Source organism: Micromonospora sp. NPDC051006 (assembly GCF_044456245.1).
Classification (GTDB): Bacteria; Actinomycetota; Actinomycetes; order Mycobacteriales; family Micromonosporaceae; genus Micromonospora.
The window spans coordinates 25572-47253 of the sequence record NZ_JBITFP010000005.1 but is presented as its reverse complement, the minus strand read 5'-3'; the positions used below and the strand labels follow the sequence as shown (position 1 = coordinate 47253).

Annotated in this window: 25 protein-coding genes; 12 read left to right on the top strand and 13 right to left on the bottom strand. The window is 74.0% G+C overall.

Going from position 1 to position 21682, the window contains the following annotated elements; genetic code table 11:
• Window positions 1-16 precede the first annotated feature (16 nt).
• Entirely contained in the window at window positions 17-571 is a 555-nt protein-coding gene (locus ACIBBA_RS11000) for a hypothetical protein (RefSeq protein ID WP_396696011.1), read from the bottom strand.
• Between the two features lie 141 nt (window positions 572-712).
• Here ACIBBA_RS11000 and ACIBBA_RS10995 point away from each other — a divergent pair, with 141 nt between their 5' ends.
• Window positions 713-1333, top strand: coding sequence for a DinB family protein (locus ACIBBA_RS10995; RefSeq protein WP_396696009.1), 621 nt, complete (start codon window positions 713-715; stop codon window positions 1331-1333).
• Here the strand turns inward: ACIBBA_RS10995 and ACIBBA_RS10990 are convergent.
• Entirely contained in the window at window positions 1302-1643 is a 342-nt protein-coding gene (locus ACIBBA_RS10990; protein ID WP_396696007.1) for a hypothetical protein, read from the bottom strand. The two genes, ACIBBA_RS10995 and ACIBBA_RS10990, sit on opposite strands and share 32 nt — an antisense overlap.
• Window positions 1644-1811: 168 nt before the next feature.
• Here ACIBBA_RS10990 and ACIBBA_RS10985 point away from each other — a divergent pair, with 168 nt between their 5' ends.
• Window positions 1812-2087 (top strand): hypothetical protein, encoded by a 276-nt coding sequence (locus ACIBBA_RS10985; RefSeq protein WP_396696005.1) that lies wholly within the window; start codon window positions 1812-1814, stop codon window positions 2085-2087.
• Window positions 2088-2120: 33 nt separating this feature from the next.
• Here the strand turns inward: ACIBBA_RS10985 and ACIBBA_RS10980 are convergent, their stop codons facing one another.
• The 5 genes from ACIBBA_RS10980 to fabG form a co-directional block, all read right to left on the bottom strand.
• Window positions 2121-2489 carry a cyclic-phosphate processing receiver domain-containing protein gene (locus ACIBBA_RS10980; RefSeq protein WP_396696489.1) on the bottom strand — a complete coding sequence of 123 codons (369 nt, stop codon included), beginning with the start codon at window positions 2487-2489 and terminating at the stop codon, window positions 2121-2123.
• A 34-nt stretch (window positions 2490-2523) separates the two neighbouring features.
• Window positions 2524-3303, bottom strand: coding sequence for an HAD-IIA family hydrolase (locus ACIBBA_RS10975; protein ID WP_350872822.1), 780 nt, complete (start codon window positions 3301-3303; stop codon window positions 2524-2526).
• A gap of 35 nt (window positions 3304-3338) precedes the next feature.
• Window positions 3339-4370: a ferrochelatase gene (locus ACIBBA_RS10970; RefSeq protein WP_396696003.1), complete on the bottom strand. Its 1032-nt coding sequence runs from the start codon at window positions 4368-4370 to the stop codon at window positions 3339-3341.
• A gap of 77 nt (window positions 4371-4447) precedes the next feature.
• Entirely contained in the window at window positions 4448-5215 is a 768-nt protein-coding gene (gene fabI / locus ACIBBA_RS10965) for an enoyl-ACP reductase FabI (RefSeq protein ID WP_396696001.1), read from the bottom strand.
• 36 nt (window positions 5216-5251) lie between these two features.
• Window positions 5252-5956, bottom strand: coding sequence for a 3-oxoacyl-ACP reductase FabG (gene fabG, locus ACIBBA_RS10960; protein ID WP_281573264.1), 705 nt, complete (start codon window positions 5954-5956; stop codon window positions 5252-5254).
• A gap of 151 nt (window positions 5957-6107) precedes the next feature.
• Here fabG and ACIBBA_RS10955 point away from each other — a divergent pair, with 151 nt between their 5' ends.
• The 4 genes from ACIBBA_RS10955 (at window position 6108) to ACIBBA_RS10940 (ending at window position 10235) form a co-directional block, all read left to right on the top strand.
• Entirely contained in the window at window positions 6108-7334 is a 1227-nt protein-coding gene (locus ACIBBA_RS10955; RefSeq protein WP_396695999.1) for a sensor histidine kinase, read from the top strand.
• Window positions 7331-7993: a response regulator gene (locus ACIBBA_RS10950; protein ID WP_396695997.1), complete on the top strand. Its 663-nt coding sequence runs from the start codon at window positions 7331-7333 to the stop codon at window positions 7991-7993. The genes ACIBBA_RS10955 and ACIBBA_RS10950 overlap by 4 nt, the downstream gene beginning before the upstream one ends.
• Window positions 7994-8091: 98 nt before the next feature.
• A complete protein-coding gene (locus tag ACIBBA_RS10945; RefSeq protein ID WP_396695995.1) occupies window positions 8092-9057 on the top strand; it encodes an alpha/beta hydrolase in 966 nt (321 codons plus the stop codon).
• On the top strand, window positions 9054-10235 hold the full coding sequence (locus tag ACIBBA_RS10940; protein ID WP_396695993.1) for an acyltransferase family protein: 1182 nt from the start codon (window positions 9054-9056) through the stop codon (window positions 10233-10235). Before ACIBBA_RS10945 ends, ACIBBA_RS10940 begins: the two co-directional genes overlap by 4 nt.
• A gap of 513 nt (window positions 10236-10748) precedes the next feature.
• On the opposite strand, the gene ACIBBA_RS10935 is transcribed toward ACIBBA_RS10940, so the two are convergent.
• Genes ACIBBA_RS10935 through ACIBBA_RS10925 form a run of 3 tightly spaced genes read right to left on the bottom strand, consistent with a single transcriptional unit; the run spans window position 10749 to window position 13776 of the window.
• Window positions 10749-11699, bottom strand: a complete 951-nt coding sequence (locus ACIBBA_RS10935; RefSeq protein ID WP_350872808.1) for a VWA domain-containing protein — start codon at window positions 11697-11699, stop codon at window positions 10749-10751.
• Window positions 11696-12691: a DUF58 domain-containing protein gene (locus tag ACIBBA_RS10930; RefSeq protein ID WP_396695991.1), complete on the bottom strand. Its 996-nt coding sequence runs from the start codon at window positions 12689-12691 to the stop codon at window positions 11696-11698. The genes ACIBBA_RS10935 and ACIBBA_RS10930 overlap by 4 nt, the downstream gene beginning before the upstream one ends.
• Window positions 12670-13776 (bottom strand): AAA family ATPase, encoded by a 1107-nt coding sequence (locus ACIBBA_RS10925; protein WP_396695989.1) that lies wholly within the window; start codon window positions 13774-13776, stop codon window positions 12670-12672. The genes ACIBBA_RS10930 and ACIBBA_RS10925 overlap by 22 nt, the downstream gene beginning before the upstream one ends.
• A 240-nt stretch (window positions 13777-14016) precedes the next feature.
• Between ACIBBA_RS10925 and ACIBBA_RS10920 the strand changes: the two genes are divergently transcribed.
• From ACIBBA_RS10920 to ACIBBA_RS10910, 3 genes are read left to right on the top strand one after another with little or no spacing between them, the layout of a single operon-like run.
• The gene (locus tag ACIBBA_RS10920; protein WP_396695988.1) at window positions 14017-14247 is read left to right on the top strand and encodes a hypothetical protein; all 231 of its coding nucleotides are present in this window, start codon (window positions 14017-14019) and stop codon (window positions 14245-14247) included.
• 22 nt (window positions 14248-14269) lie between these two features.
• Window positions 14270-14851, top strand: a complete 582-nt coding sequence (locus tag ACIBBA_RS10915) for a PH domain-containing protein (RefSeq protein WP_396695987.1) — start codon at window positions 14270-14272, stop codon at window positions 14849-14851.
• 43 nt (window positions 14852-14894) lie between these two features.
• Window positions 14895-16469: a PH domain-containing protein gene (locus ACIBBA_RS10910; RefSeq protein ID WP_396695986.1), complete on the top strand. Its 1575-nt coding sequence runs from the start codon at window positions 14895-14897 to the stop codon at window positions 16467-16469.
• Window positions 16470-16506: 37 nt separating this feature from the next.
• Here ACIBBA_RS10910 and ACIBBA_RS10905 read toward each other — a convergent pair whose 3' ends face one another.
• On the bottom strand, window positions 16507-17571 hold the full coding sequence (locus tag ACIBBA_RS10905; RefSeq protein ID WP_396695985.1) for a phosphatase PAP2 family protein: 1065 nt from the start codon (window positions 17569-17571) through the stop codon (window positions 16507-16509).
• An 80-nt stretch (window positions 17572-17651) separates the two neighbouring features.
• On the opposite strand from ACIBBA_RS10905, the gene ACIBBA_RS10900 reads away from it, so the two are divergent.
• Window positions 17652-18056 carry a thioesterase family protein gene (locus ACIBBA_RS10900; RefSeq protein WP_396695984.1) on the top strand — a complete coding sequence of 135 codons (405 nt, stop codon included), beginning with the start codon at window positions 17652-17654 and terminating at the stop codon, window positions 18054-18056.
• On the top strand, window positions 18053-18883 hold the full coding sequence (locus tag ACIBBA_RS10895; RefSeq protein ID WP_396695983.1) for an MBL fold metallo-hydrolase: 831 nt from the start codon (window positions 18053-18055) through the stop codon (window positions 18881-18883). Before ACIBBA_RS10900 ends, ACIBBA_RS10895 begins: the two co-directional genes overlap by 4 nt.
• A 73-nt stretch (window positions 18884-18956) precedes the next feature.
• Here ACIBBA_RS10895 and ACIBBA_RS10890 read toward each other — a convergent pair whose 3' ends face one another.
• Window positions 18957-19403, bottom strand: a complete 447-nt coding sequence (locus tag ACIBBA_RS10890) for a MarR family winged helix-turn-helix transcriptional regulator (RefSeq protein WP_396695982.1) — start codon at window positions 19401-19403, stop codon at window positions 18957-18959.
• A gap of 79 nt (window positions 19404-19482) precedes the next feature.
• Here ACIBBA_RS10890 and ACIBBA_RS10885 point away from each other — a divergent pair, with 79 nt between their 5' ends.
• Window positions 19483-20730, top strand: coding sequence for a multidrug effflux MFS transporter (locus ACIBBA_RS10885; RefSeq protein WP_396695981.1), 1248 nt, complete (start codon window positions 19483-19485; stop codon window positions 20728-20730).
• Here ACIBBA_RS10885 and ACIBBA_RS10880 read toward each other — a convergent pair.
• On the bottom strand, window positions 20720-21655 hold the full coding sequence (locus tag ACIBBA_RS10880) for a carbohydrate kinase (protein ID WP_396695980.1): 936 nt from the start codon (window positions 21653-21655) through the stop codon (window positions 20720-20722). The two genes, ACIBBA_RS10885 and ACIBBA_RS10880, sit on opposite strands and share 11 nt — an antisense overlap.
• Window positions 21656-21682 lie beyond the last annotated feature (27 nt).

Here is a 21682-nt window from a genome sequence, read left to right as displayed (position 1 = left end):
AGCGTAAGCGCAGACCCTAGGCAGCCTGAGCCAGGGCAGCACGGGCCGCCGTGACGAACGAGTCCCTGCGCCTTGTCCGCTCCTCGATCGCGGTGAGCCGCTCCGGCTGGAAGAGGGCGGAGATCGGAACACCCGCCGAATCGGAACGCGCATCGCGGATCAGTCGGAGTTGCAGGCGCCACTCCTCGTTGATGCTTCTCATGACAAGCTCCGCTTCCCGGGCGAGATCATCGGGCCCCTCGAGGAGGACGAGGTTGTACGCCTCGTCAAGGGTCCGCAGGGCCAGATACGTCTCGTTGGACGTCGACCGAATCGCGTCGTGATCCTGCTGCAGCCAGTTCCCGTCGAGACGTCGATAGGCCTGATCACAGGCGCTGAGAAAGCCCACGTATGAGTCCCGGCGGAGTTGGTCCCTGCGCGCCGTGCGCTGCTCCGCTCGCTCGGCACGAGCGACGGCAAGGCTGTTGGCCATCTGCAGCCGGGAGGCCCACACACCGATCAGCCCGGTGATGGCGGCCGCGGCAAGCGTGGACAGGGATGCGACCAGCGCGACGGCGACGGTGTCCTGCATGCGATCCATCATCGCCAAGAGCGGCCAGCCCTCTGTAGCCGGCCACGTCCTCATCGGACGGCTCACAACAGGCTGCCGTGGCCGGTCTGTCCGTCCGCGAGCGGGGCAGTGCTGACATCCGACGGATGCCATAGTGGCGCGATGAAGGAAGACCTGCACAGTTACCTGAAGGGTGGCCGCGACGCGCTGCTGTGGAAGCTCGACGGGCTCAGCGAATACGACATCCGCCGCCCGCTGACCCGGACCGCCACCAACCTGCTCGGTCTGGTGAAACACTCGGCGGCCTGCGAGATCCTCTACTTCGGCGTCGTGTTCGGCCGGCCGTTCGAGCAGGAGCTGCCGTACGTCGGCGAGGAAGCGGAAACCAATGCCGACATGTGGGCGACCGCGGATGAGACCCGCGAGGAGATCGTCGCTCTGTACCGTCGCGCGAGCGCCCACGCCGACGCCACCATTGAAGCCCTCGCGCTGAATGATGTCGGCCGCGTGCCGTGGTGGGGCGATGAAGCGGTCACGTTGCACCACGTCCTGGTCCACGTCATCGCGGAAACACAACGGCACGCCGGCCACGCTGACATCGTGCGCGAACTCATCGACGGCGCGGCCGGGCTGCTGCCCCGGAACGACAACCTGCCCCCCGCCGACGAGTCATGGTGGCTGGACTACCGCCAGCGCGTGAAGCAGGCCGCCCTCGACGCCGGCAATGCTGTCGACCTTCTGGCGCCTCCGGCTAGACCTGACGGCCGCGCCGCACTGGCCTGATCACATCCCGCCACAGTGCTCGCATCAGGGCCCGATGTCGGTTGGTCCCGCCGCGCGGCATCAACCGGTCCGCCCACAGCTTGATCATGCCGGCCCAGCAGAGACCCACCCCGGCGGTGATCGCCACCAGAGCCACGGCGAACAGCGTGAGGGTCAGCGGCAGGAAGCGAAAGACCACCGACACGAGGACCAACAAACCGGAGACCAACCCGACGGCGAGGCATCGGTACGCCCAGACCACGTTGCGGTACCCGCGGCTGCCCTCGATCCGCGCAACAGCCCGGTCGAGCTCTGTCTCCGCCACCGCCACCATCCTCAGCCGAACGGCGCCCAGTATGCCCGCCGTTGGCAAGATGACTCCACCAGCTGCTGGTCGTCATTGGTCGGCGTACCACGGCCTGGTGACGGCCCAGCCGGGCGGTGGACGCCAGCAACCCCGAACGTCGCGCTGCGCGAAGCAGGAAGGCACGATGCTCCAATGAGCTACGACACGGGCCGAGGCGCCGAGGTCACCGACCTCGACCAGGTCACCTCCCGACCCGACGTCGCACGCGTCGTCGACGAGATGCTCAACGACCTCCGCGAACACCCGGGAGAGTGGGAGAACGCAACCCTGGAACGCTTCCTCGACGCGCTGTCAGCATCCCTCGACGCCCTTCCACAGCTCTACGCCAACCGCGGTGAAACCCTCCTCGTCCAACCCACCTGGAAGATCTTCGCCGAAGCCCTCGTCATGGCCAGCGGCTACGAGTGACCCGTGGAGGCCCAGCGCCCGGACGGCCCGTCGCTACTCGGCCTCGGGAAGGTAGCCGACCTGCGGCGCTCCGGCGGCCGAGCGAACGTGGTAGCCCCAGCGCCGCAGCGCCTGCAAGATCTTCGTTGCGCCGGCAGGGTTCGCCGAGTGGACGAAAACGACGCCGATGTCGAATGGCCGCTCCTCGAACGCGGCCTGCTCCAGCACCTCCACGACGGGCCAGATGGTGTCGTCCCCGCCGAGGTCGTGATCCAGCCACAGTTCGTCCAACCGCTGCCCGCGGTGATGCCCCAGTTCCACGACGCCAGCCGCACTCGTGCGGGCCACCCGCGCCGTCCGGCCGTCGACGAACGAGCGGAGGTCGTCGACCAGCACGATCCGCGGCAGGTTCTCGGTGACCACCACGCTCATCCTTCGCCCGGCGCCTCGGGCCGGGTCAGAGCTCGTCGATCAGGTCGGCGACGGAGTCGACGATCCGCGACGGGCGGTACGGGTAGCGCTCCGCCTCGGTCCGGGTGCTGATCCCGGTGAGCACCAGGATGGTCTCCAGCCCGGCCTCCAGGCCGCAGAGGATGTCGGTGTCCATCCGGTCGCCGATCATCGCGGTGCTCTCCGAGTGTGCGTTGATGGTGTTCAAGGCGGATCGCATCATCATCGGGTTGGGCTTGCCGACGAAGTACGGCTCGACGCCGGTCGCCTTGGAGATCATCGCGGCCACCGAACCGGCGGCGGGCAGCGCGCCCTCGACCGAGGGGCCGGTCACGTCCGGGTTGGTGCAGATGAAGCGGGCCCCGTCGTTGATCAGCCGGATCGCCTTGGTGATCGCCTCGAAGCTGTAGGTGCGGGTCTCCCCCAGCACCACGTAGTCGGGGGCGAAGTCGGTCAGCACATAGCCGACTGCGTGCAGGGCCGTGGTGAGCCCGGCCTCGCCGATGACGTACGCGGTGCCGCCCGGCCGCTGGTCGCCGAGGAACTGCGCGGTGGCCAGCGCGGACGACCAGATCGCCTGCTCCGGCACGTCCAGCCCCATCCGGCTGAGCCGGGCCTGGAGGTCGCGCGGCGTGTAGATCGAGTTGTTGGTGAGCACCAGGAACGGCTTGCCGGAGGCGCGCATCCGCTTGATGAACTCGGGCGCGCCGGGAACGGGCTGCCCCTCGTGCACCAGGACGCCGTCCATGTCGGTGAGCCAGCTCTCCACGGGCTTGCGGTCATGCATCGGTCATCCCAAGGGGTCTGAGGGTCGGGTCGGTGTCACGGGCGGCGGGGCGGCACGCAGCAGACCGCCGGGCAGGTGTCCCAGACCGGCAGCTCGCCGAGGCGTCGGCGCAGCCGTACCCCGTCGGGGTCGGTCCGTTCGGTGACCAGTTCCCGGACCATCGCCACGAAGCGCGGGTCGGTGCCGGGAGTGCCCGCCCGGACGAAGTCCAGGCCGAGCTGCTTGGCCGTCTCCAGCGCCTCGGTGTCCAGGTCCCAGACCACCTCGAGGTGGTCGGAGACGAACCCGATCGGGCTGACCACGACGCTGGTGGTGGTGCCCGCCTGGGCCAGCGCCGCCAGGTGGTCGTTGACGTCGGGCTCCAGCCACGGCACGTGCGGCGGGCCGGAGCGGCTCTGCCAGACCAGGTCGTACGGCAGGTCGGGCGCCGCCGCGGCGGCCACCAGCCGGGCCGTCTCGCGCAGCTGCGCCTCGTACCGGCCGCCGTGCGGGCCGGCGCTGGCGGCCATCGAGGTGGGCACCGAGTGAGCGGTGAAGACCAGCCGGGTGCTGTCCCGCTTCGCCGGGTCGAGCTGCTCCAGCGCGGCCCGCACCGCGTCGACGTGCGGCTCGACGAAGCCCGGATGGTCCCAGAACTGGCGGAGCTTCTCGATCATCGGGGCGTCCGGGCCGACCGCGGCCCGGGCGGCGGCGATGTCCTCCTGGTACTGCCGGCACGAGGAGTAGCCGCCGTAGGCGCTGGTGACGAAGGCGAGCGCGTTGGTCACCCCGTCGTCGCGCATCTGCGTCACGGTGTCGGCGAGCATCGGGTGCCAGTTCCGGTTACCCCAGTAGACCGGCAGGTCGAGGCCGTGCGCGGCGAAGTCGGCCCGGATCGCGGCGAGCAGCTCCCGGCTCTGCTGGTTGATCGGGGAGACCCCACCGAAGTGCTGGTAGTGCTCGGCGACCTCGGCCAGCCGCTCCGGTGGCACGCCGCGGCCCCGGGTGACGTTCTGCAGGAACGGCATCACGTCCTCGGGTCGCTCCGGTCCTCCGAAGCTCACCAGCACCACCGCGTCGTACGCCATGGCCTCATTCTTCCCCGCGGCCGATGCCGACCCGGCGACGGCCCCCGGATTACCCGGGGGCCGTCGACGGGCGCGGCTCAGGCGCCGAGGGCGTGGTAGCCGCCGTCGACGTGCACGATCTCGCCGGTGGTGGCCGGGAACCAGTCGGAGAGCAGGGCCAGGCAGGCCCGGGCGGCCGGCTCCTGGTCGGTGAGGCTCCAGCCCAGCGGGGCGCGCTCGGTCCACGCCTCCTCGAACTGGTCGAAACCGGGGATCGACCTCGCGGCCATGGTGCGCAGCGGACCGGCGGAGACCAGGTTGCTGCGGATGCCCTGCTTGCCCAGGTGCAGCGCCAGGTAGCGGGAGGCCGACTCCAGCCCGGCCTTGGCCACGCCCATCCAGTCGTAGACCGGCCACGCCTTGGTCGCGTCGAAGGTGAGCCCGACCACCGCGCTGCCGGCGGACATCAGCGGCAGCGCGGCCACCGCGAGGGACTTGTACGAGTACGTCGAGACGTGCAGCGCGGTGGCGACGTCCTCCCACGGGGCGTCGAGGAAGCCGCCGCCGAGGCAGCTCTGCGGCGCGAAGCCGATCGAGTGGACCAGCCCGTCGAGCCCGTCGACGTGCTCGCGGACCTTGTCGGCGAGCCCGGCGAGGTGCTCCGGGTTGGTCACGTCGAGCTCGATCACCGGGGCGGGCTCGGGCAGCCGCTTGGCGATCCGCTCCACCAGGGAGAGCCGCCCGAAGCCGGTCAGCACGACCTGCGCCCCGTTCTCCTGGGCGAGCTTCGCCACCGAGAAGGCGATCGAGGCGTCGGTGATGACGCCGGTGACCAGCAGCCGCTTACCGGCCAGGAGTCCGGACATGCAGGAGTTCCTCCGTCTGAGTCGTGGTGATCTGCGTCAGTGGCCCATGCCGAGGCCGCCGTCGACCGGGATGACGGCGCCGGAGATGTAGCCCGCGGTGTCGCCGGCCAGCCAGGTGACCACGCCGGCCACCTCGTCGGGGGTCGCCATCCGGCCCGCCGGGATCGACTTGCGGATCTCCGCCTTGCGCTCGTCCGTCAGCACGGCGGTCATGTCCGTGTCGATGAAGCCCGGCGCGACCACGTTGGCGGTGATGTTGCGGCTGCCCAGCTCCCGGGTGATCGAGCGGGCCACACCGACCAGGCCGGCCTTGCTGGCGGCGTAGTTGACCTGACCGGCGCCGCCGGACAGGGCGACCACCGAGGAGACGAAGATCATGCGGCCCCACCGGGCCCGGAGCATCTTGGCCGAGGCGCGCTTGGCGCAGCGGAACGCGCCGGTCAGGTTCGTGTCCAGCACCCGGGTGAACTGCTCCTCCGACATCCGCAGCAGCAGCGTGTCGTCGGTGACCCCGGCGTTGGAGACCAGGACCTCGACCGGCCCCAGCTCCCCCTCGATTGCGGTGAACGCCGCGTCCAGCGACTCGGCGTCGGTCACGTCACACCGGACGCCGAAGAAGCCTTCGGGGGCCTCGCCGCTGCGGTACGTGACCGCTACCCGGTCGCCCTGCTTGGCGAAGGCCTGCGCGATGGCCAGGCCGATCCCCCGGTTACCTCCGGTAACCAGCACTGTACGAGCCACGGTGGTTCCTCTCCAAAGATCGCTGCGGCTTGGAGACTAGGCGTTACCGCAGGGTAATCACTAACCACCCCGACGTCGTACCGTGGTACGACCCGCGGGATCACCCTGCGGGAGCACGACCCGGCCGGCCTGCCGAACTACCCTGCGGAGGGTGGATCGCCGTCACCTGCTTGGCGCCCTGGCCGCCCTGCGCCGCACCTTCGCCGGGCCGGACTACCCGGCGGTCCGGCTACCGCTGCGGCGCTGGCCCCGGGCAGCCGCGCTCGCCCCGACCGTCGGGCTGTTCGCGCTGGTCGCGCTGACCCTGATCACCGCGCAGTTCCTGCTCGACTCGCGAAAGCTGCCCGTCGCCACCGCGTGGCTGATCGCGATCCTCACCGTCGCACCGCTGCCACTCCTGCTGGCCCGGCCGCTGTGGGCCTGGCGGATCATGTTCCTCGGGCAGTTGTTCGGCACGTTCAACCGGCGCCCGACGGACGACTGGCCGTGGAGCCCCACCCAGATCCTGATCATCATCGTGGTGCTGACCGTCGTGGCCGCACGGGTCGACCGGGCCGTCCTGGCCTGGGTCGGGCTGTTCAGCCTCATCCCGGTCTGGATCTTCGTCTCGCCGAACAACCAGGTCGGTGTCTGCCTGCTGTTCCTGGTGCTTCTCCTCCTCGGCGACCTGGTGGGACGCAACGTCCGCACCCGTCGTGCGCTGGCCGAGCAGGCCGAGCTGAGCGAGCTGGAGAAGGCCCGCCGGGCAGTGCTGGAGGAGCGCACCCGGATCGCCCGGGAGCTGCACGACGTGGTCGCCCACCACATGTCGATGCTCGCGGTACGGGCGGAGACCGCGCCGTACCGGCTCGACGCGGTGCCCGAGCCGGCGCGGGCCGAGTTCGTCGCCATAGCCGACTCCGCCCGCGCGGCGCTGACCGACATGCGGCGGCTGCTCGGCGTGCTGCGCAGCGAGTCGGACGAGGCGCGGACCGCACCGCAGCCCGGCCTCGCCGAGCTGCCCGCGCTGGTCGAGTCCGCCGAACGGGCGGGCATGGCGGTGACCCTGGACAGCGACGTCCCCACCGAGCCGCCGGCACCGGTGGGCCTGGCCACCTACCGGATCGTCCAGGAAGGGCTGGCCAACGCCGCCCGTCACGCCGCCGGCGCGGTGGTGCGCGTCACGCTGCGCGCCCGCGACGGCGAGCTGGCCGTACGCGTGGTCAACGACGGCGGCGGCACGCCAGGACCGGCCGGGCGGGGCGGCGGGCACGGGCTGACCGGCATGCGGGAGAGGGCCGTCTCCCTCGGCGGTACGTTCACCGCCGGACCCAGCGACGACGGCGGCTACGCGGTGGACGCGCTGCTGCCCTGTGACCGGGAGGACGGGGAGCGATGATCCGGGTGCTGATCGTCGACGACCAGGCGATGGTGCGGCAGGGCTTCGGGGCGCTGCTGGCCGCCCAGCCGGACCTGCTCGTGGTCGGTGACGCCGCGGACGGCGCGCAGGCGGTCGCCGCCGCCCGCCGGCTCGACCCGGACGTGGTGCTGATGGACGTGCGGATGCCGGTGCTGGACGGGCTCGCCGCGACCCGCAAGCTGCTCGGCGACCGGCCCGCCGAGCGGCCGCGGGTGCTCATCCTCACCACCTTCGACCTGGACGACTACGTCTACGAGGCGCTGCGCGCCGGGGCCAGCGGATTCCTGCTCAAGGACGCCCCGGCCGCCGACCTGGTGCAGGCCGTGCGGGTGGTCGCGGCCGGGGACGCGCTGCTCGCCCCCGCGGTGACCCGCCGGCTGATCGCCGAGTTCGCGGCCCGGCCGGAGCGGCGCCGACCCCGCCCGGTCGAGTTGGCCGCGCTGACCCCGCGGGAGACCGAGGTGCTGCGGCTGATCGCCCGGGGCCGCTCCAACCAGGAGATCGCCGCCGACCTGGTGGTCGCCGAGCAGACCGTGAAGACGCACGTCGGACGGATCCTGGCCAAGCTGCACCTGCGTGACCGGGCCCAGGCGGTGGTGCTGGCCTACGAGACGGGTCTGGTCGCCGCCGGCGAGTAGTCCCCGGGTACCGGGGCGAACCCGGCTCTGCGGGGTGACGTCCACACCGTGGTGCCGCCCGCACTCTCCCACCGGAAGATCCGGAAGGGAGAGACGCGATGAACTGGACACGTGCCACTCGGGCCGGGTTGGCCGCCCTGCTCGGCGTCGGGCTGGTCCTGCCCGGCCCGGCGGAGCCGGTCGCGGCGGGCGCCTTCGTCGAGGCGTACCCGGTCACCGCTGCGGCGATGCGCGCGGCCGGCCCCCCGTACGCCGACTGGGCGGCCCAGGGCCGCCGGTTCCTGCTCTTCGACCCGCGCGGCGACGGACGCGCGGTGGAGGTGCGCGGCGATCTGACCACCGCGGACCGGATCGTGGTGCTGGTGCCCGGGGTGGGCAGCACCCTGCGCGACTTCGACCGGGGGCTGGGCGGGGTGGCCCGGCGCGCCCCGGCGGTGCAGGCCGACGAGCTGTACCGGGCGCTGCGGGCGGCCGACCCGAACGCCCGGGTGGCGGTGCTGGCCTGGCTCGGCTACGACCCGCCGGACGGGGTGCTCACCGCGGCCGGCTCGACGGACGCCCGACACGGCGCGGTCGCGCTCGGCGGCCTGCTCGGCGCGCTGGTCGCGCACCGTCCGGCGGCCACCGTGACGCTGGTCGGGCACAGCTACGGAGCGCTGGTGGTGGGGCTGGCCGCGGCGGACGCCCCGGCGCAGGTCACTGACGTGGTGACCCTCGGCGGCATCGGCACCGGGGCGGACCGGGCGACGGCGCTCGGCGCCGACCGGCGGGTCTGGGCGGCCGAGGCGGCGGACGACTGGGTCCGGCGGGTGCCGGCGGTCCGGCTGCCCGGTCTCGGGCACGGTCGACGGCCGGCCGCCCCCGGCTTCGGGGCGCACATCCTGCCGGTGACCGGCGTCCACGGACACGACGGCTACCTGGTTCCCGGCGGCGCGACGCTGGCCGCGCTGGTCTCGGTCGCGCTTACCGGCAGCACCGGCACCCGGCCCGCCACCGTCGGCGGCGACCACCAGCCGGGCGGTTCCGGCGCGGCCCGGACCGCCGGCCCGGGGGTGGCCCGATGACCCGGGACCGGGCCGTCGACGCCCTGCGCGGGTACGCCGTCGGCGGGGTGGTGCTCGGGCACTGGCTGGTGACCGGGTTGGTGCTCACCTCCGACGGGTCGCTGCACCAGGCCAGTCCGCTCGCCGCGATGCCCGCCCTGGCACCGGCCACCTGGCTGTTGCAGACGCTCGGGCTCTTCTTCTTCACCGCCGGGTACGCCTCGGCCCGCTCGGTCGCCCGGCACCGGGGCGGCCCGGCCGGCTGGCTCGCCCGGCGGCTGCGGCGGCTGGTGCTGCCCACCGTCGCGCTGCTCGGCGCCGGCGCCGCGGTGCTGCTGGTGGCCACCGTCGTCGGCACCCCGGACGGCACCCTCGCGGTCGCGCTGACCCTGGCGGTGAGCCCGCTGTGGTTCCTGCTGCCGCTCGCTGCCCTGGTGGCGCTGACCGTCCCGCTGCGCGCCGCCGTACGCCGGTGGGGTCCGTGGTGGTGCGCCGCGCCGGCGGTCGCCGCGGTGGCCGGGGCGGACCTCGCCGCCCGGCTGCTGCCGACGGCCGGTGGGCTGCTGCCGGTCAGCCTGCTGGCCGCCTGGGCGGTGCCGTACCTGCTCGGGCTGGCACATGCCGACGGGCGGCTCGCCGGGCGTCGGCCGGCGGCCGGGCTGGCGCTCGGCGGGGCGGTCGCCCTCGCCGCCCTGATCGCCGCCGGCTATCCGGCGAGCGCCGTCGGGGTGCCCGGTGCGGCGATGTCCAACCTGAATCCGCCGTCGCTGCTCGCGGTCGCCCTGGCGGGCACCCAGATCGGTCTGGGGCTGCTCGCCCGGCCGGCGCTGCTGCGGCTCACCGCCCGGCGGGGTCCCGGCCGGGCGGTCGAGGCCGTCAACCGGAACGCGGTGCGGATCTACCTCTGGCACCAGCCGGTGCTGGTCGGGGTCAGCGCGCTCGCCGCCCGCGCCGGCGCGGCGCTGCCCGGCCTGCACACCCCGCCGGACGGCGCGGGCTGGGTGGTCGCCCGGCTCGGCTGGTTGCCGGTGCTGGCGCTGCTGTTGGCGGCCCTGGTCGTCGGGCGGTGGCCGCACCCCCGGCGCGACGACACGCGCCCCGCTCCGACCGGCCGCCCACCCCGTTCCACGGGCCACCCCGGGCGGTGTCCGGAGCCGGCCGGCACGGGGCGCCTCGGCCACCGGGAGGGGGCGCGGTAGGCCGGTCGGCCGAGTGCGCGGCGGGGCATCCCGGGGTGTACGATCATCAACGTTCCGGGCCCCGCCGACCGCAGGAGGTGATCGCTGTGCGAGATAGCGATCCTCCTAGTCGTGGCCGGGCCGATCGTCAGCCCCGCTGAGCCACGGCTCCAGCAGGTGAGCTGACCCAGCTCCGCTCCCGCCCGTTCCGCTCCCCGGCCCCGCGCCGGGGATCGTGAGCCGCGCTGCCCACACCCCGGGCGGCCCCGGGAGCCGCCCGGTCACGACTTCGTGTGCGCGTCCTGATCCATTCAACGGACCGCCCCTGCCCATGGGCCGTCCAGTCGCCACCCGGAGCCCCCTCATGAGCCGCTACATCGCCCCGCTCGGATTCACCCTCGCCGCCGTCTGGGTGGCCGTCGTCTTCGTCCTCGCCGGTCACTGACCCGCACACCGCGCCGGTTCCCCGACACCGACCCGCCGCCCTCGCGGTCGACCGAGTTCAAACCGGCCGACCACGAGGACGGCCGGCCGTCACAGCATCCGGGACGACCAGAGCAGGCTGAGCGCGCCGGCGCAGAGCGCGAGCAGCAGCGCCACTCCCGCGTACCACTGGGTGACCTCCCGAGGTTCGGTACGGAACCCGATCGAGCTGCCCATGTCCTGGTAGACCTGCTTCAGCTCGCTCACCGACGCCGCCTCGTAGAAGAACCCCTCGGTCGTCTCGGCCAGCTCCGCCAGGGCCAGCCGGTCCACCGGGACGCGTTGCAACTGCCCGCCGATGTCGACCTGCCCGCCGTCGGTGCCGAACGCGATGGTGGAGACCGGCACGTTGGCCGCCTGCGCGGCGGCGGCCGCCTCCTCCACCGACCGGCCGGAGGTCCGGTAGCCGTCGGAGAGCAGCACGATCCGCGCCGGCGGGATCTCGGCCGCGCCGTCGGCGGGCACCGACCGGATCGCCTCCAGGCAGGTGAAGACCGCCTCTCCGGTCGCGGTCGCCTCGGCCAGCACCAGCCCGTCGATCGCGCTGGTCACCGCACCCCGGTCCTTGGTCGGCGGCACCAGCACGTTCGCCGACTTCGCGAACGAGACCAGCCCCAGGTTGTAGCTCTCCGGCAGCTCGCCGACGAACTGCTTGGCCGCCTCCTGGGCGGCCTCCAGCCGGTTCGGCGCCACGTCGTCGGCCTGCATGGAGAGCGACACGTCGATGGCGAGCATCACGGTGGCCCGTTCCAGTGGCTCCCGGGTGTCCACCGCAGGACGGGCCAGGGCGGTGGCCAGCACCAGCAGGCACAGCAGGAACGCGGTCGCCGGCACGTGCCGCCGCCAGCCCAGCCCCTTCGGGGCGAGGGTGCGCAGCAGGTCCACGTTGGTGAACCGCATCGCGTACGCCCGGCGGTGCAGCTGCCGCCACACGTAGAGCGCGGCGAGGGCGAGCACCGGCAGCACGGCCAGCAGCCACCACGGTTGCAAGAAACGGATCATCGTGTCGTCCCCCGGGTGCGGGCGTGCCGCTGCGCGGCCACGAAGCGCACCATGTCCAGCAGCCAGTCTCGGTCGGTACGCAGTCGCAGATGGGCGGCGCCGGCTGAACGCAGCGCGGCGGAGATCGCGGCCCGCTGGGCCGTGGCCGCCTCGGCGTAGCGGCGGCGCAGCGCCGGGTCGCCGGTCTGCACCTCGTGCAGCTCGCCGGTCTCCGGGTCGACCACCGGCAGCACCCCGACGTCGGGCAGCTCCAGCTCGCGCGGGTCGACCACCTCGATGGCCAGCACGTCGTGACGTACCCGCAGCTTGCGCAGCGGCCGCGCCCACTGCTCGGGCGGGGCGAGGAAGTCGGAGATGACCACCGCCACGCCGCGCCGCCGGGGCGGCCGGTTGAGCATGTCGACCAGGGCGCCCAGGTCGCTGCGGCCGGGCCGGACGTCGGTGCCGGCGATCGCACGCAGCAGGCCCTGCGCCTCCTTGCGGCCGTTGCGGGCGGCGAGCCGGGTCAGCACCCCCGGCCCGGGCGCCGGCGGTACGCCACGGCGTCGGCCGGTCGACGGTGCGCCGCCGCCGGTACCGACCACCGCGCCGATCCGGTTGCCGCCGCGGACGGTCAGGTGGGTGATCGCGGCCACGGCGGCCACCACCACCTCCCGCTTGAGCCACTGCCCGGTGCCGAAGTCCAGGCTGGCCGAGAGGTCCACCGCCAGCCACGTCTCCAGCTCCCGGTCGGCGACCGTCCGGCGGACGTGCGGCATGGTGGTACGCGCGGTCACCGGCCAGTCCATCCGGCGCACGTCGTCGCCGGGCCGGTACTCGCGCGACTCCCCCGCCTCGCTGCCCGGGCCGGGCAGCAGGCCGGCGTAGTCGCCCTGGAGCAGTCCGTCGAGCTTGCGGGTGACCAGCAGTTGGAGCCGGGAGAGCACGGCCTCCGAGCGGTCACCGGTGGCGGGGCGAGGGGTGGCTGAGGTCACGGGCGCGGCCCGGGCCACCCGGCGCCCGGCGGCGCGACGGTCGGCGTCGGCGTGGCCTGCTGCCGGGGCGCGACCGAGGGCAGCGGGATGGTGGACATCACCCGGTGCACGATGTGGTCGGCCGGCACGTCGTCGGCGAGCGCGTCATAGCTGAGAACCAGACGATGGCGCAGGATGTCCGGGGCGATGTCCTGGACGTCCTGCGGCAGCGCGTAGTCCCGGCCGCGCAGCAGCGCCAGCGCCCGGGTGGCCCGGACCAGCCCGAGCGAGGCGCGCGGGCTCGCACCGTACTGGATCAGCTGCGCGACGTCCGGCATGCCGTGCTCGGCCGGGGCGCGGGTGGCGAGCACCAGCCGGACCGCGTAGTCGACCAGCGCGTTGTGCACGAAGACCTGGTCGGCCTTGCGTTGCAGCGCGATCAGGTCGGGGGTGCTGAACACCGCCGACGGTTCCGGCGCGGCGACGCCCATCCGGTAGACGATCTCCCGTTCCTCGGCGTCGGTCGGGTAGCCGACGACGATCTTCATGAGGAAGCGGTCCCGCTGCGCCTCCGGCAGCGGGTAGACACCCTCCTGCTCGATCGGGTTCTGGGTGGCCATCACCAGGAACGGGTCCGGCACCCGGTGGGTCTCCCCGCCGATGGAGACCTGCCGCTCGCTCATCACCTCCAGCAGCGCCGACTGGACCTTGGCCGGCGCGCGGTTGATCTCGTCCGCGAGCAGGAAGTTGACGAAGACTGGGCCGAGCTCCACGTCGAACTTCTCGCTGGACTGCCGGTAGATCCGGGTCCCCATGATGTCGGCCGGCACCAGGTCCGGGGTGAACTGCACCCGGGCGAACGAGCCGCCGACCACCCTGGCGAGGGTCTCCACGGCCAGGGTCTTGGCCACCCCGGGGACCCCCTCCAGCAGGCAGTGACCACGGGCGAGCAGGGCGACGACCATCCGCTCCACCATCCGGTCCTGCCCGACGATCACCCGCTTGATCTCGAAGAGCGCCCGTTCCAGCAGGGTCGCGTCCTCGGCGGGAGTGGTCGCCGGCGCGGGCGGCTGCGGTGCCGCCCCGTTCGGTGTCGGGGCGTCGGGCGTGGTCGGCTGGGCCACCGGTCCTCCACAGCATGATCGGTTGTCGCGGCGTGGTGCGTATCAAGACTCGCATGCCCGGCTGAGTGCCGAGGTGGGGAGAAGCCGATTTTCGCCGCGCCGTCCCAGCCGGTCGAATCGCCATTCTCGGGGTGGACAGGTACCGGTTGACCGCGTGTACGATTCACCCCGTCGCCGGGCGGCTCCCCCCGTGGCCGCCCGGCGCTCAACTTCTCTCCCCGCCGACCTAGACTGGCCGGGATGAGCTCCCCCTCCCCCGCCGACGAGCCGCTGATCTGCTCGGCCAAGGGATGTCGCGCACCGGCGCTCTGGGCGTTGCGGTGGAACAATCCCCGCCTGCACGACGCCGACCGGCGCAAGACCTGGCTCGCCTGCGCCACCCACCGCGAGACGCTCGGCGATTTTCTCGACGCCCGGGGCTTCCTGCGTGCGGTCGCACCGCTGTCCGGATCGCCTACGCTCGAAGCGTGAGCGCGCAGAACGGATCTCGACGGTGACCGGAGCGGAGTCCACCGGGCGGCCGGCCGCCGCCGGACCGCCGCCAACGCCGACGCCCGGCCCGCCGTCCGCCCCGCCGGGCCCGGTCCCCGGGCCGCTGGAACCCTGGCCGGAGACCGTCCGGTGGCAACCGATCTCCCGGGACCTGATCTGGGTGGAGCTGGTCCGGCTCGCCGTGGTGCTGGCCGTCGTGGTGCTGGTGGCGGTGATCGGCTGGGCGCTCAGCGGGCACTGGCTGTTCGGCGTGGGCCTCGCCGTCGCCCTGCTGCTCGGCGCCGTCCGGGCCTTCTCCATCGTCCGGGCGGTCCGCGCCTGGGGCTACGCCGAGCGCGACGACGACCTGCTGGTCCGGCACGGGCTGCTGGTCCGCCGGCTCTCCATCGTGCCGTACTCCCGGATGCAGTTCGTCGACGTCAGCGCCGGGCCGCTGGAGCGCGCCTTCGACCTGGCCACCGTCCAGTTGCACACCGCGGCCGCAGCCAGCGACGCCCGGGTGCCCGGACTGAGGCCGGCCGAGGCCTCCCGGCTGCGCGACCGGCTCACCGCCCTGGGCGAAGATCGGGCGGAGGGGCTGTGACCGGCCGGCCCGGCTCGCCGCCGGTGACCGTGGGGCCGCCCCGATGAGCGACGCTCCGGCCGAGCCGGGTCCCCGTCCGTCGGCGCCGGACCCCGGGCCGCCCCGCGAGCCGGGCGCCGCGCCGTACCCGGCGGTCCCGTACCCCGGGCCGCCGCCGCATCCCGGGCCGCCATACGGCGGCGCGCCACCGTACCCGGTGGTGGCGTATCCGCCCGGCGGGGCGCCGCAGCCAGCCGGACCGTACGCACCGCCCGCCCCCGGTACGCCGGGTGGCCCGGAGGAGCCGCGGCGGCGGTTGCACCCGCTGAGCCCAGCGCTGCACGGGGCCAAGTCACTGGTCGTGGTGATCGCCGGGCTCTCCTGGTCGACGCTGTCCCGGGTGGGCTTCGGCTGGTTCGCCGCGATGGTCGCCGTCCTGGCGCTGGGTGCGACGGTGCTCTCGGTGATCAGCTGGTACAACACCGGTTACCACGTGGTCGGCCGGGAACTGCGCGTCCACGAGGGGCTGCTCTGGCGGCGGACCCGGGCCATCCCGCTGGAACGGTTGCAGGCCGTGGAGGTGGTCCGGCCACTGCTCGCGCAGCTCACCGGGCTCGCCGAGCTGCGCCTCGAGGTGGTCGGCGGCGGCAAGACCGAGGCGCCGCTGGCGTACCTCAGCGTGGCCGACGCCGCCGCGCTGCGGGAACGGCTGCTGATCCTGGCCGGCCGGGCCGGGCAGCCGGGCGCCGCCCCGGCCGCCGCAGCTGGCACGACCGCCCCGCCGTCGGTCGCGGTGGGTGCACCGGCGACGCCGGCGACGGTGCCGCCCGGCCGGCCGCTGCACGCGGTACGCAACCAGGACCTGCTGGTCAGCCAGTTGCTCACCCCGCAGGCGTTCCTGCTGCCGTTCGGCGTGGCCTTCGTGGTGGCGCAGTTCCTCTCCGAGGACTCCTGGTCGTTCATCGCGGTGGCGAGCACCCTCACCGCGATGGCCGGTGTGCTGCTGCAACCGGTGCGCCGGGTGCTCGACGACTGGAACTTCCGGCTGGCCCGCGACGAGGGGACGCTGCGGGTGCGCAACGGCCTGCTGGAGACCCGGGCGCAGACCGTCCCGCTGGACCGGGTGCAGACGCTGCGGGCCACCTGGCCGCTGCTCTGGCGGATGAAGGGCTGGCTCCGGCTGCGCCTGGAGGTGGCCGGCTACTCGATCGGCGAGGCCGACGAGCGCAACCGCCCGGACCGGCTGCTGCCGGTCGGTGGGCTGCCCACCGCCGAGATGATCGTCGCCGAGGTGCTGCCCGGGGTACAGCTGGCCGGGCTGCCGTTCAGCCCGCCGCCGCCGCGGGCACGCTGGCTGCACCCGCTCAGTCGCGGCGCGCTCGGCGCGGGGCTGCACGAGCGGGTCTTCGCGGTCCGGTCCGGGCTGCTCACCCGCCAGGCCGCCGTCGTGCCGTACGCCCGGATCCAGAGCGTGCGGGTGGTGCAGGGGCCGCTGCAACGGCGGCTCGGCCTGGCCACGGTGCACGCGGACACCGCGGGCGGCCCGGGCACGGCGGCCGAGGACCGCGACGTCGCCGAGGCCTGGGCGATCGCCGCCGAGCTGACGAGGCGGAGCCACGCCGCCCGCCGGGCCGGCTGACCCGGCCGGCGCGCCCGACAGGTCGCCGACCGGCCCGTCAGCGGGTGGTCGCGGAGACTGTCGGTGTGTCGCCGGCCGAAACCGCGTCGCCGGCTGGAGCCGGATCGGTCGCCGCCGCGCTCACCGGGGTCGGGTCGTCGGGCGGTCCACGGCGGGCCCGGCGGGCCGCCCACCAGCGCTCGGCCAGGCCGACCACCAGGAAGGTCATCCCGACGTACGCCCAGCCGACCAGCACGTCGATCACGTAGTGCTCGCCCGAGTAGACGAGGGTGAAGGTCATCGCCAGCGGATAGGCCAGCAGCAGCGGCCACCAGCGCCGACGGGTCGTGTTGAAGAAGAAGAGCACCACGAACAGCGCCCAGGCGGTGTGCAGCGACGGCATCGCGGCCACCGGGTTCGACGCGATCTGGCCGGCGTTGAGCAGGTTGCCGGCGCCGTGCATGCCGAACTCCTTCCAACCCCGGGTGGAGATCCGGGCGACCTCCTCGATCAACCCGTTCTGCGCCGCCCACCAGGGTGGGGCCGCCGGGTAGACGAAGTAGGTGACCAGGCCGGCGGCGCAGAGGAAACCCCACCGGCGCATGTACGCCCCCCAGCGCGCCCGGTTACGCAGCCAGAGCACCGCGGCGGCGGTGAGCGCCACCACGAAGTGCGAGAAGTAGACCCAGCTGACCAGCACGTCCCACCAGTGCACCTCCGGCCGGTAGAGGTGCTGCTGCAACCAGATGGTGGGCACCTGCCCGCCGGTCGCCCAGCCGAACATGAACCGGTCGGCGACGACCAGCTCGTAGGCGTGCGGGGTGGCCCCGTTGTCGGCGAAGCCGCGGGAGAGGTTGTAGACCGCGAAGAGCAGCACCACCGGCACCCAGTCCCGGGCGAAGCGCAGGTGACTGCGCCACGGCCGGGACGAGTTCCAGGCGATGGTGCCGGCCCAGATCCAGAGGAACGCGTACGCCGGGTCGGTGGGCAGGCCGATGGCCAGCCATCCGGCGACGAAGGCGACTCCCCAGATCGCCATGGCGACCAGACGGCGACGCCCGCCGTCGGGCGACGCGGGCGGGTCGGTCCGGGCGGGGGGCTGGGGGTCAGTCACGACGGCCATCGCGGTCAAGGTTAGCGGCGGCCCGGGCATCGACCGACGCCGACCACCAGCGCGGCGAGGCAGCGCCTAGGCTGTGGGCCATGCAGGAGCAGCCGGACCCCGCGCTCGCCCCGGGGCTGACCGCCGTGGTCGAGTTGACCGTCACCGACGCCGACACCGCGCAGGCGCTCGGCTCGGGCGACGTGCCGGTGCTGGGCACGCCCCGCGTCCTGGCGCTCGCCGAGGCCGCGACGGTCGCGGCGACCGCCGCCCGGCTGGCGGCCGGCACCACCACCGTCGGGCTGCGGGTCGAGCTGGAGCACCGGGCCGCCACCCCGATCGGGCGCACGGTCCGGGCGCAGGCCCGGCTGGCCGAGGTCGACGGACGGCGGCTGGCCTTCGAGGTGACCGTCACCGACGGCGATGGCATCGTTGCCGACGGTCGGGTGGAGCGGATGGTGGTCGACCGCCGACGGTTCGTGGAGCGCGCCGCGCGGCACGCATGACCGGCCGGTTCGTCGAGGTCGCCGACCGGGTGCACGTGCTGCGTGAGCCGCTGCTCGCGGTGAACGTCACGCTGGTGGTCGGCGACGGCGCCGCGCTGCTGGTGGACACCCTCTCCACCACCGGGCAGGCCGCCGAGCTGGCCGCCGCCGCCCGCGCGGTCACCGCCGCGCCGTGGACGGTGGTGAACACGCATCACCACTTCGATCACTGCTTCGGCAACGCCACCCTCGCCGCCGACCCGCCCCGTCCGGTCTACGCGCACGAGCGGGTCGCGGCCCTGCTGCGCGAGCACCCCGAGCGGCTGCGCCGGGAGGCGTACGCCGAGGTGCGCGCCGGGTGGCCGGCGCTCGCCCCCGCGCTGGCCGCCACCGAGCTGCTCGCGCCCACCCACCCGGTACGCGGCGAGACGGTGCTCGACGTCGGCGGCCGGCGGGTGCTGCTGCGTCACCCCGGTCCGGGGCACACCGACGGCGACCTGGTGGTGCACGTGCCGGACGCGGACGTGCTGGTCGCCGGTGACCTGGTGGAGCAGGGCGCACCGCCGGCCTTCGAGGACTCCTACCCACTGCGGTGGCCGGACGCCGTCGCCGACCTGCTCCGGTTGACCACCCCCGGCACGGTGGTGATCCCCGGGCACGGCACCCCGGTCGGCACGGAGTTCGTCCGGGCCCAGCACCGGCAGCTGGTCGAGCTGGCCGGGCTGATCCGGTCCGGGCACCGTGCCGGCACCCCGGCGGAACAGATCGCCGCCGGCGCACCGTTCGGCCCCCAGGCTGCCCTGGTCGCCGCCCGCCGCGGCCTCGCCGAACTCGACGGCACCCTCTGACGCCGGTCTTCGGGTGGCTGTGGGCGGCCGGGGCGGCGGCCTCGTCGTCGAGCGGAGCTGGCGCGTCGAGCGGTCAGGTGGGTCCGCCCAGCAGCACGGCGAGCCGGTCCAGGTGCGGAACTGCGGTGTTCAGCGCGTCCCGGGCGGCCGGGTCGAGCTCGGCCAGCGCCTCGGTGAGCAGCTCGGTGCGGTGCCGTTCGTAGTCGGCCATCCGGTCGCGGGCCGCCGGAGTGAGCCGGAGTCGCACCACCCGGCCGTCAGTCGCGTCGCGCTCGCGCTCCAACAGCCCGGCGGTGGCGAGGTCGCCCACCAGCGTGCTGACGGTGTTCGGCGCCGTGCGCAGCCGCCCGGCCGCCTCCTTGACGCTCACTCCCGGATGGGCGCGGATCACCAGCAGCAGTTCCACCTGCGCCAGCGGCAACGCGGCGTGGTTGGCCCGCTGGTTCGCCGACCGGCGCAGCAACCGGTAGAGCTCGCCCACGGCAGCACCGAGCCGCGCTGCGTCCTGGCCGTTCGACATGACCTCACCCACTTCGGCGGGAAATACCTCTGAACACAGAGCTAAGGTACCCGAGACGATCGTTGTGGGGAGACCTCTCGTGGCGCAGACGACCCAACCGACCATGCCGTCGGCACCGGCCGGGCAACCGGCCACCGGCCCGGCGCGGACCGGCCCGGGCCTGCTGGCGCTGCTCGGCCTGCTGACCGCGTTCGGACCGCTGTCGCTGGACATGTACCTGCCGGCGTTCCCGGAGATGACCCGGGACCTCGGGGCCGACCAGGCACAGATCCAGCTCTCGCTCACCACCTGCCTGATCGGGATGGCCCTCGGCCAACTGGTCACCGGTCCGCTGAGCGACCGGTGGGGACGCCGCCGGCCGGTGTTGGCCGGCGTCGCCGCGTACGCCCTGCTGTCGCTGGTCTGCGCCATCGCGCCGAACGCCCCGGCGCTGGCCGCGGCGCGTTTCGCCCAGGGCTTCGCCGGCGGGATGGGTGTGGTGGTCGCCCGGGCCGTGGTCCGCGACCTGCACTCCGGGCGGGCTGCCGCGAAGTACTTCTCCCGGCTCACCCTCGTCTTCGGGGTGGCCCCGGTGGCCGCGCCCGGCGTCGGCAGCCTGGTGCTGCGGTTCGGCTCCTGGCGGGTGGTCTTCGTGGTCCTCGCGGTGATCGGCCTGCTGCTCGCCGCCGCGGTGGCCTGGCGGCTGCCCGAGACCCTCCCGGCCGAGCGGCGCAGCAGCGGCGGTCTGGCCGCCACCGCCCGGACGATGCGATCGCTGGCCGGCGACCGGGTCTACCTCGGCTACGCCCTGACCCAGGGCCTGGCCTTCGCCGGTCTCTTCGCCTACATCTCCGGATCGTCGTTCGTCTTCCAGGACGTGTTCGGCGTCTCCGGCGCCGTCTTCAGCCTGATCTTCGGGCTCAACGCGCTGGCCCTGGTCGCCGCCGGGCAGGCCAACGCGCGGCTGCTCGACCGGACGAGCCCACGCAGTCTGCTGACCCGTGCCCTGATGGTCGGCACGGTGGCCGCGGCCGGGCTGCTGGTCGGCGCGGTGGCCGGCAGCCCGTGGGTGGTGGCGGCGTGCCTCTTCCTCTTCGTCGGCTCGCTCGGCATGGTGACACCGAACAGCACGGCGCTGGGGCTGGACCGGCATCCTCGCCACGCCGGCACGGCGGCGGCCCTGATGGGTACGGTCCAGTCGGTGATCGGCGCGCTCGCCGCCCCGCTCGCCGGGCTGGGCGGCGAGGGCAGCGCGGTGCCGATGGCCGCGGTGGTGGCGGGGGCGGTCGTTCTCTCGCTCACCGCCGTCCTCACCCTCGCGGCGAGCGGGGCGAAGGTCAGCGGGTGAAGCGCTGCAGGACGTCGGCCCGGGTGGGCATGGCGGTGGCACCGCCGGGAGACTCGCAGACCAGGCCGGCCACGCGCAGCGCGAACGCCACCCGGTCGACCCAGCCGGCCGGCTCGGTCGGCTCGCCGTCGACCAGCAGGTCGGCGATGAGCGCGGCCATCACCGAGTCGCCGGCCCCGGTGGTGTCCACCGGGTTGACCCGGGGCGCCGGCACCAGCACCGGGTCGGCCCCGGCGGCGGCGAGCACCGCGCCGTCACCGCCGAGCGTGACCACCACCGTGGCGGCGCCGAGTTCGCGCAGGTACGCGGCGACGCCCTCCACCGGCTCACCGGGATAGAGCAGCTCGGCGTCGGCGCCACTCAGCTTGACCAGGTGCGCCCCGGCGGCGAACTCGGCCACCACGTCACGCAGCCCGGCGAGCGCGGCCGGCCCGTCCAGCAGCCGGGGCCGCACGTTCGGGTCGAAGACCCGCAGGCCGGTCGCGAGCGACCAGGCCCGGCGCGCGGCGGCGAGCACGGGCGGTTGGAGCAGCACGATCGAACCGCAGTAGACCACGTCGGCGCCGTCCACCAGCGCGACGTTCAGGTCCTCGGGGGTGAGCAGGCCGTACGAGGGCGGCTCACCGTAGAAGCGGAAGTCGGGTTCCGCTCCGGCGAAGGTGGCCACCGCGAGCGCGGTGGGCGCCGGCACGGTGACCGCGCCGTCCAGCCCCACGCCGGCGGCGGTCAGGAAGGCGCGGATCCGCCCGGCCAGCGCGTCGTCGCCGAACGACCCGACGAACTGCGCCGCTCCGCCGAGCCGGGCGACCCCGACCGCGACGTTGAGCGGCGCACCGCCGATCGCCTGGCGGTAGACCGGCGCGCCACCGCACTCGGTGTCGAGCAGGTCGACCAGTGCCTCGCCGAGCACCACGGTGTATCCCATCCCGGTCCTCCCTTCGTCGCCTGCTGC

Excerpts from the sequence above, each read along its gene's own strand:
- ACIBBA_RS11000 (WP_396696011.1), bottom strand. The coding sequence starts at position 571 with ATGCAGGACACCGTCGCCGTCGCGCTGGTCGCATCCCTGTCCACGCTT.
- ACIBBA_RS10995 (WP_396696009.1), top strand. The coding sequence starts at position 713 with ATGAAGGAAGACCTGCACAGTTACCTGAAGGGTGGCCGCGACGCGCTG.
- ACIBBA_RS10985 (WP_396696005.1), top strand. The coding sequence starts at position 1,812 with ATGAGCTACGACACGGGCCGAGGCGCCGAGGTCACCGACCTCGACCAG.
- ACIBBA_RS10975 (WP_350872822.1), bottom strand. The coding sequence starts at position 3,303 with ATGCATGACCGCAAGCCCGTGGAGAGCTGGCTCACCGACATGGACGGC.
- ACIBBA_RS10970 (WP_396696003.1), bottom strand. The coding sequence starts at position 4,370 with ATGGCGTACGACGCGGTGGTGCTGGTGAGCTTCGGAGGACCGGAGCGA.
- fabI (WP_396696001.1), bottom strand. The coding sequence starts at position 5,215 with ATGTCCGGACTCCTGGCCGGTAAGCGGCTGCTGGTCACCGGCGTCATC.
- ACIBBA_RS10950 (WP_396695997.1), top strand. The coding sequence starts at position 7,331 with ATGATCCGGGTGCTGATCGTCGACGACCAGGCGATGGTGCGGCAGGGC.
- ACIBBA_RS10945 (WP_396695995.1), top strand. The coding sequence starts at position 8,092 with ATGAACTGGACACGTGCCACTCGGGCCGGGTTGGCCGCCCTGCTCGGC.
- ACIBBA_RS10940 (WP_396695993.1), top strand. The coding sequence starts at position 9,054 with ATGACCCGGGACCGGGCCGTCGACGCCCTGCGCGGGTACGCCGTCGGC.
- ACIBBA_RS10935 (WP_350872808.1), bottom strand. The coding sequence starts at position 11,699 with ATGATCCGTTTCTTGCAACCGTGGTGGCTGCTGGCCGTGCTGCCGGTG.
- ACIBBA_RS10920 (WP_396695988.1), top strand. The coding sequence starts at position 14,017 with ATGAGCTCCCCCTCCCCCGCCGACGAGCCGCTGATCTGCTCGGCCAAG.
- ACIBBA_RS10910 (WP_396695986.1), top strand. The coding sequence starts at position 14,895 with ATGAGCGACGCTCCGGCCGAGCCGGGTCCCCGTCCGTCGGCGCCGGAC.
- ACIBBA_RS10905 (WP_396695985.1), bottom strand. The coding sequence starts at position 17,571 with ATGGCCGTCGTGACTGACCCCCAGCCCCCCGCCCGGACCGACCCGCCC.
- ACIBBA_RS10900 (WP_396695984.1), top strand. The coding sequence starts at position 17,652 with ATGCAGGAGCAGCCGGACCCCGCGCTCGCCCCGGGGCTGACCGCCGTG.
- ACIBBA_RS10895 (WP_396695983.1), top strand. The coding sequence starts at position 18,053 with ATGACCGGCCGGTTCGTCGAGGTCGCCGACCGGGTGCACGTGCTGCGT.
- ACIBBA_RS10890 (WP_396695982.1), bottom strand. The coding sequence starts at position 19,403 with ATGTCGAACGGCCAGGACGCAGCGCGGCTCGGTGCTGCCGTGGGCGAG.
- ACIBBA_RS10880 (WP_396695980.1), bottom strand. The coding sequence starts at position 21,655 with ATGGGATACACCGTGGTGCTCGGCGAGGCACTGGTCGACCTGCTCGAC.